This is a genomic window from Micromonospora sp. KC213 (assembly GCF_004348325.1).
Lineage (GTDB): Bacteria > Actinomycetota > Actinomycetes > Mycobacteriales > Micromonosporaceae > Micromonospora.
The window spans coordinates 1-7,535 of sequence record NZ_SMKF01000227.1; the positions used below are offsets into that span (position 1 = coordinate 1).

Annotated in this window: 7 protein-coding genes; 3 read left to right on the forward strand and 4 right to left on the reverse strand. The window is 74.2% G+C overall.

Annotated elements, in window-relative coordinates:
* Positions 1–2,789, forward strand: a 2,789-nt coding sequence (locus E1166_RS27950) for a hypothetical protein (protein WP_207914588.1), incomplete at its 5' end; no start/stop codon positions are given.
* Positions 2,790–2,862: 73 nt separating this feature from the next.
* On the opposite strand, the gene E1166_RS27955 is transcribed toward E1166_RS27950, so the two are convergent.
* On the reverse strand, positions 2,863–3,390 hold the full coding sequence (locus tag E1166_RS27955) for a pyridoxamine 5'-phosphate oxidase family protein (RefSeq protein WP_132342886.1): 528 nt from the start codon (positions 3,388–3,390) through the stop codon (positions 2,863–2,865).
* Positions 3,391–3,633: 243 nt separating this feature from the next.
* On the opposite strand from E1166_RS27955, the gene E1166_RS27960 reads away from it, so the two are divergent.
* Both E1166_RS27960 and E1166_RS27965 read left to right on the forward strand, forming a co-directional pair.
* Positions 3,634–3,816, forward strand: a complete 183-nt coding sequence (locus tag E1166_RS27960; protein WP_132342891.1) for a DNA-binding protein — start codon at positions 3,634–3,636, stop codon at positions 3,814–3,816.
* A gap of 90 nt (positions 3,817–3,906) precedes the next feature.
* Positions 3,907–5,739: an NHL domain-containing thioredoxin family protein gene (locus E1166_RS27965; protein WP_132342887.1), complete on the forward strand. Its 1,833-nt coding sequence runs from the start codon at positions 3,907–3,909 to the stop codon at positions 5,737–5,739.
* 77 nt (positions 5,740–5,816) lie between these two features.
* On the opposite strand, the gene E1166_RS27970 is transcribed toward E1166_RS27965, so the two are convergent.
* The 3 genes from E1166_RS27970 to E1166_RS27980 form a co-directional block, all read right to left on the reverse strand.
* Entirely contained in the window at positions 5,817–6,566 is a 750-nt protein-coding gene (locus E1166_RS27970; RefSeq protein ID WP_132342888.1) for a 5-oxoprolinase subunit PxpA, read from the reverse strand.
* Positions 6,550–7,398 carry a biotin-dependent carboxyltransferase family protein gene (locus tag E1166_RS27975; protein WP_132342889.1) on the reverse strand — a complete coding sequence of 283 codons (849 nt, stop codon included), beginning with the start codon at positions 7,396–7,398 and terminating at the stop codon, positions 6,550–6,552. The genes E1166_RS27970 and E1166_RS27975 overlap by 17 nt, the downstream gene beginning before the upstream one ends.
* The coding region (locus E1166_RS27980; RefSeq protein ID WP_132342890.1) for a carboxyltransferase domain-containing protein at positions 7,395–7,535 on the reverse strand (141 nt) is incomplete at its 5' end. The genes E1166_RS27980 and E1166_RS27975, both read right to left, overlap by 4 nt.

Here is a 7,535-nt window from a genome sequence, read left to right on the forward strand (position 1 = left end):
GCCCCCAGCCCGCCTGGGGTGCCCAGCCGGACCAACCGGCGACTCCCAACGGGGCACCGCAGCCCGCCTGGGCGGTCCAGGTGGAGCAGCAGAACGCCTGGGCCACCGCCCCCGCCGCCGGCCAGGTCTCACCCGGCCCGACCGGATGGGCGCAGAACGAGCAGGCCCCGTCGGCGTGGTCGCCGCCCGGGAGCGGCGCACGCGGCGCCGCCCGGGTGCCGCAGCCCACCGGACAGCCGAACGACGGCTGGCCGGCGCAGGCCGACCAGAACGGCCCGAGCGGCTGGAATGCGCCGCCGGCCCCGCAGGAGCCGGCCGACAACGGCTGGCCGGCCGCAGCGCAACCGGCCGACCCGGCCCGCTCCGGCGGCTGGCCCGCGCCGTCCACCCAGGACGAACCCGCCCACTCGGGCGGCTGGCAGTCGGGTGGCCAGGAGCAGAACGGCCCCGCCGGTTGGAACCCCGAAGCCCAGGGCGAAGCTGCTCCTGCCTGGAACGCCGCCCCCCAGCAGGGCGACGTGAACGGCTCCCCCGCCTGGAACCCCGCGCCCCAGCAGAACGACACCGCTCCCGCCTGGAACCCTGCGCCGCAAAACGACGCCGCTCCCACCTGGAACCCCCCGCAGCAGGGCGACGCCGCTCCCGCCTGGCACGCCGGGCCGCAGCAGAACGACGCCACCAGCTCCACGACCTGGGACGCCGGGCCTCAGCAGGGCGGACCGTCCACTGCCGAGGAGGCTCCCCGGAGCACCGGCCGGGCTTCGGTGCCCGTACCGGCGCAGCCGGAGCCAGATGCTCCCGCCTGGGCCCAGGCCGACAACGGCGTCCGCGGCGCGGCGCCGGTGCCGCAGGCCGACAACGGTTGGGGCGGCGAGGACGAACCGGCCCGCTCCGGCGGTTGGCACGCCGGAGCCCAGCCGGACCAGGGCGACAACACCTGGAACAGCGCGCCACAGCAGGCCGAGTCCACGCCGCAACCCTGGTCACCGGGTGCGGAGTCGGCTCCGGCCCGCTGGGACGCGGGCGAGGCACAGCAGCCGACCACCAACTGGGGTGCCGCTCCCGGCCAGCACGACCAACGCCAGAACGACCTGCCCACGGCGGACGAGCCGGCCCGTACCGGCTCCTGGGGTGCCGCGTCCGCGCCGCAGCCTGACGACCGGCCGGAGCCCGGCGGGTGGACGCCGCCGGAACAGCCGGCCCGGGCGACCGCCTCGGTTTCGGCTCCGGACAGTTGGGGCACCGACCGCCCGGTCGTACCGGATGCCGAGCCGTGGTCGGCGGGCGAGGCGTGGGGCCACACCGAGTCGCAGGCCGCGCCGCAGCCGACCGAGGACGCCTGGGAGCCGAAGCGGACCGACCCGGCTCCGATCTACCAACCGGGCCCCGCGCCCGGCATCTCGCCGGCGAACAAGGTGCCGCTGCCCCCGCAGGAGCAGCGGATTCCCGGGGCGAGCCTGGCCGCCGCGCCGCCAGCCGACTACGCGCCGCCGACCCCGTTCGGCAGCCCTGCCGAGCAGCCGTCCTTCGGGATGCCGGGACGGGAGGGCTCCCCCGGCGGTTGGGCAGCGGACCCGCCGCAGTCACCGGCCGGCCCGATGGTGCCCGCGCCGCGTACCTCCCCGGAGGCCGACGGGGCCGGGCGGGCCACCGCACCCGGCACGGACGGCACGGACGGCGGTGCCGTCGGCCGGGCGTCGGCCAGCGCCTCGGTGCCGATGGCCAGCCGGGTGGTGCCCCCGGCCGACCAGGCTCTGCCTGCGACCGGCGGCGCCGCGCCGCAACCGAGGGTGTACGGCCGGCCGACCCGCCCGGAGCACACTGACACACCGGCGGAGGAGCCCGGCGGCCACCAGCCCGCGCCCGAGCCGCGCTTCGACGACCAGGACCGGACGCGCTTCGACGGCCAGTCGCACTTCGACGAGCCGGAGCGGCCGGGCGGCCCGTACGCCTTCGGTGGCGAGGCGCCCTCGTCGGCTCCGCCCACCTCCCCGGCAGCGCCACCGGCGTTCCCGGGTGCCATCCCGGCGTTCTCGGATCCGACCAGCAACAACCGGCCGATGAACGGCACCCGGCCGCACGGCCCGGGTGAGCGTCCAGCCGATCCGTTCGGCACCCCGTCCGGCCCGGCTGCCGGAGGCCCTGTGCCCGGGTACGGCCACCCCGCGCACGATCCGGCGCACGGGGGTGCCCCGTCGCCGTTCGCCCCGGCGACCCAGCAGTTCCCCCAGGCCGGGCAGCAGCCGTTCCCGCCCGCCGACCAGGGGTTCGCACCGGCGGGACAGCAGCCCTTCCCACCGTCCGGCCAGCAGTTTCCGCCGGCGGGGCAGCAGCCCTTCCCGCCGGCCAGCCAGCCCGGCACCGGCGGGCAGTCCGGCGCGGGTGGTTGGCCGCAGGACCCGGAGTCGGATCAGGGCCGCTTCGACGCCTTCAAGCCGGAAGTCGAGCCGAAGGCGGAGCAGCCGGCGCCGAAGGTCCGCAACGGCCGGGTACTGGCCATCGTGCTGATCGCGGCGGTGCTGATCCTGGCGATACCGCTGGGCCTGCTCATGCTGCTCGGCAAGATTGGTGGCGACGACGCCAAGCCGGCCGGCTTCAACCCGGCGGTCGGCTCCTGCGTGAAACGGTCGGGCAACGGTGCGACGGCGGCGAACTGTGGCGAACCGGACGCGTTCACCGTCGTGTCGCGGGTCGACAGCAAGGACAAGTGCACCGACCCGACCCAGCCGCACGTGGTGCTGAAGGGCAACGAGGCGAACCCGGTGCTCTGCCTCAAGAAGGCCTCCTGACCCAACCCGTTGACCCGACGCGACGGCCGGCAGGGCCACGGATCCGTGGCCCTGCCGGCCGTTCCGGGAGAAGTCAGGACTGGGACGCCGGGGTGAGCTTCGCGATATCGGGGGCGTAGACGGTCATCCAGTGTGGATGCAGCCGGTAGTAGAGCACGTCGTTGTCCCAGTCGAAGAGGTCGTCGCCGTAGAACTCCTTCAAGTAGGCCCGCAGGTCCGGCCAGTCGGGGGCTGACTCGCCGTCGCGAGGGTTGAGGATCTCCACCGTCCCGTGAGTGAACACGCCCAGATCCTCGCCGCGCATGTGCGCGACGCTGGCGGCGGGTCGGGCGGCGAGGTGGCGGGCCTTGGCGGCGCTATGCGCCGTCCCAAAGTGCCACTTTCCGTGCAAAAAGTGCCCGTCCACGCCGCTGATTCGCGGCTCGCCCTTCGCCGTCACGGTGGACAGGGCGAGTGTGCACATGCCGGTCAGGATCTGGGTGAGTTGTCCTGCGGTCAGGGTGTTCTCGGCCACGATCGAACGCAGGTGTGAGGTGGCACGGGAGAGCGAGGCTTCGAGAAGGGCCTGCAGCTCGCTGAGCTCTTCTGGCGTCTCGTGCATCAACGTCCTTACTTGTCGACAGGTCCGGTCGATGTCCGCGATCGGCGTCGGCCGGTGAACCCATACTCCAGCCAAATCCTGACACCTTGTGTCGGATTTCGCCTTCATCCCGCCGTCGTCCGCCCTCGATGACTGGTAGCTGAGCGACACGACACGCCGGGGCGGCTACCGCTGAGCCGCCAACGATCATGGGCAGTGACAAGTGGCCTACCCGTGTCGCCGGAGGGTCCGCCCGTGCGCGTAATGGCCCTGTCAGAAGTCGCCGAATATCTCGGCGTCTCCCGTCAGCGCGCCGCCATCCTGGTCGACCGGCCAGACTTCCCAGCCCCGATCGACACGCTGACCGTCGGGCGCATCTGGGACGCGGCTGAGGTCCGTGAATACGCGTCGCGGCGACGCGAGCGCAACGGGGGCGGGGCGGGCTAGCCGTTCCTCGGCGCGATTGCGGTGTCGCGTACGCCGCTCCGTCCGCCCGGTCGCGACGACGGGAAACCACTGATGCGGCACGATGGGGTCATGAGCGCACGAGTACGGGCTCCAGAACTGCGCGGCCGGGCCTGGCTGAACACCGGCGGGAAGTCCCTCCAGCTGGCCGACCTGCGAGGACGGATAACGATCCTCGACTTCTGGACCTTCTGCTGCATCAACTGCCTGCACGTGCTCGACGAGCTGCGCCCGCTGGAGGAGAAGTACGCCGACGTGCTCGTCGTGATCGGCGTGCACTCGCCGAAGTTCGAGCACGAGAAGGATCCGGACGCGCTGGCCGCCGCCGTCGAGCGGTACGGGGTGCACCACCCCGTGCTGGACGACCCCGAGCTGGACATGTGGCAGCAGTACGCGGCGAAGGCCTGGCCGACCCTCGCGGTGGTCGACCCGGAGGGGTACGTGGTGGCCACCATGGCCGGCGAGGGGCACGCCGAAGGGCTGGCCCGGCTGGTCGACGACCTGATCGCCACCCATGAGGCGAAAGGCACCCTGCGCCGCGGCGACGGCCCGTACGTGCCGCCGGCGGAGCCGGATACGACGCTGCGGTTCCCCGGCAAGGCGGTGGTGCTCGACGGCGGCAACCTGCTGGTCTCCGACTCGGCCCGGCACTCCCTGGTGGAGCTGGCCCCCGACGGCGAGCAGTTGCTGCGGCGAATCGGCTCCGCCGCCCGGGGTCGCGCCGACGGGCCGGCCGACACCGCGTCCTTCGCCGAACCGCAGGGGCTCTGCCTACTCCCGGCGCACACCGCCGAGATCGCCGGGTACGACCTGCTCGTCGCGGACACCGTCAACCACCTGCTGCGCGGCGTCAAGCTGGCGACCGGTGAGGTGGTGACGGTCGCCGGCACCGGCCGGCAGTGGCGCGGCACGGTCGACGACCACGCCCACGACGCGCTCTCCGTCGACCTGTCCTCCCCGTGGGATCTGGCCTGGTACGACGACCGGGTGGTGGTCGCGATGGCCGGGATCCACCAGCTCTGGTGGTTCGATCCGGTGAAGCGCACCGCCGGCATGTACGCCGGCACCACCGTGGAGGCGCTGCGCGACGGTCCGCTGACCGAGGCGTGGCTGGCGCAGCCCTCCGGGCTGTCGGTCTCGGCCGACGGCAGCCGACTGTGGATCGCCGACAGCGAGACCAGCGCGGTGCGGTACGTGCAGAACGGGGTGATGGGCACGGCCGTCGGGCAGGGGCTGTTCGACTTCGGCCACGTCGACGGTCCGGCGGGCCGGGCGCTGCTGCAGCACCCGCTCGGGGTGCTCGCGCTGCCGGACGACTCGGTGTTGATCGCGGACACCTACAACGGCGCGGTGCGCCGCTTCGACCCGGCCACCGACCAGGTCACCACGGTGGCCGACGGGTTGGCCGAACCGAGCGACCTGGTGTTGACCGCCGACGGCGGCGTCCTGGTGGTCGAGTCGGCCGCACACCGGGTGACCCGGCTGGCTCCGGGGGCGCTCTCCGCGGCCGGGGCGAACACCGTGGACGGTCCCCGGCACCGGCTGGAACGCCGGCCGACCGACGTGGCAGCCGGCGAGGTGGTCCTCGATGTGGTCTTCACGCCCGCGCCGGGGCAGAAGCTGGATGACACGTACGGCCCGTCGACCCGGCTGGTGGTCTCGGCGTCCCCGCCGGACCTGCTGCTGGATGGGGCCGGGACGAGCACGGAGCTGTCCCGCCGGTTGGTGGTGAACGGCGCGGTGGCGCAGGGTGTGCTTCAGGTGACCGCTCAGGCGGCCACCTGCGACGTGGATGTGGAACACGCCGCCTGCCACCTGACCCGGCAGGACTGGGGCGTACCGGTGCGGGTGGTCGAGGGCGGCGCGGCGCGGGTGCCGCTGGTGCTGCGCGGCTTGGACGTCTGACCCGCGACGGGCGACGGCGACCGGGTCCCGGTAGGACGCCTACGGGACGCGGCCACGAGACCGGCCGGGTCGCCAGGTCAGGCGAACGGCTTCGGGGTGACCCCGGCGTCGATCAGCGCGGTGCGTACCAGCCTCGCCGCGGCGACCGCGCCGGGGCTGTCGCCGTGTAGGCAGATCGAGGCGACCTGGCAGGCGATCGCACTGCCGTCGATCGCGACGACAGTGCGCTCGGTGGCCATCCGGACGGCCCGGGCGGCCACCTGCTCCGGGTCGGTGACCAGCGCGTCAGGTGCGGTGCGCGGCACCAGCGATCCGTTGGGCAGGTAGTTGCGGTCGGCGAAGCCCTCGGCGACCACCCGCAGGCCGGCCCCGGCGGCGAGCTGGGCGAGCCTCGATGCGGGCGCGCAGAGGATCGGCAGTTCGTGGTCGTATCCCCGGACGGCGGCGACGATGGCGGCGGCCTGGGACTCGTCCACCGCGGCGGCGTGGTAGAGCGCGCCGTGCGGCTTCAGGTAGCGGACCCGGGTACGGAACAGCCGGCAGAACGCGTCCAGGGCGCCGAGCTGGTAGATGACCTCGTCGCGCAGGTCGGCGAAGGCGTACTCGATGCGGCGACGGCCGAAGCCGGCGAGGTCGCGGTACCCGACCTGCGCGCCGACGGCGACGCCGCGTTCGGCGGCGGCGGCGCACACCCGGTGCATGGTGGACGGGTCGCCGCCGTGGAAGCCGCAGGCGACGTTGGCGGAGGTGACCAGGTCCAGCAGTGCCGCGTCGTCGCCGAGCCGCCAGATACCGAATCCCTCGCCGAGGTCAGCGTTGAGGTCCATGGAAGGTCACCGTAGTGCCTGGCCGGGCCTGCGCGAGTCCCGTCACGTCGTCCACCACTCCGATAACCGGGTAGCCGCCGGTGGTGGGGTGGTCGGCCAGGAAGATCAGCGGTTGGCCGTCGGCGGGCACCTGCACCGCGCCGAGCACCACGCCCTCGCTGGGCAGTTCCCCGGCGATCGCCCGGGGCAGCGGCGCGCCGACCAGGCGGGCACCGATCCGGTTCCCCACCGGGCTGACCGTGTACGTCGTGCCGAGCAGCCGGTCGAGGGCGTCGGCGGTGAACCAGTCGGCGCGTGGCCCGGGGCGCAGGGTCAGCCGCAGTTCCGCGGGCACCGCCGGAACGACGCTGTGGTCCACCGGTGGCGGGTGGCCGGGCCACGGACCGATCGGCAGGTGGTCGCCGTCGCGTACCGGGGGTGGGCCGAGACCGGAGAGGGTGTCGGTGGCGCGGCTGCCGAGCACCGGCGCGACGGTGATCCCGCCGCCGACGGCGAGCCAGTTGCGCAGCCCGGCGCGGGGCGGGCCGATCCGCAGCACCGCACCGGCCGGCACCGACAGCGGGCGGCCGACGTCTCCCGGCCGCTGGCCGATCCGCACCTCGACGTCGGCTCCGGTGAGGGCGACGGTGGCGGCCCGGGTGAACAGCAGTTCCGCTCCGCCCAGGGTGATCTCCAGGCCGGCGGCGGTGGGTGGGTTGCCGACCAGCCGGTTCGCCAGGGCCAGCGCCGCCGGGTCCAGCGCCCCCGACCGGGGTACGCCGAGGTGCGCGTACCCGGGTCGGCCGAGGTCCTGGACGGTGGTGGCCGGACCGGCCCGGAGCATCTCGATCATGCCGGCACCAGCCGGATCCGGGTGCCGGGGGTGAGCGTGGCCGGCGGGTCGGCGGTGACGTCGAACAGGGTCAGCCCGGTGCGGCCGACGAGCAGCCAGCCGCCGGGTGAGGCGGTGGGGTAGATCCCGGCGTACGG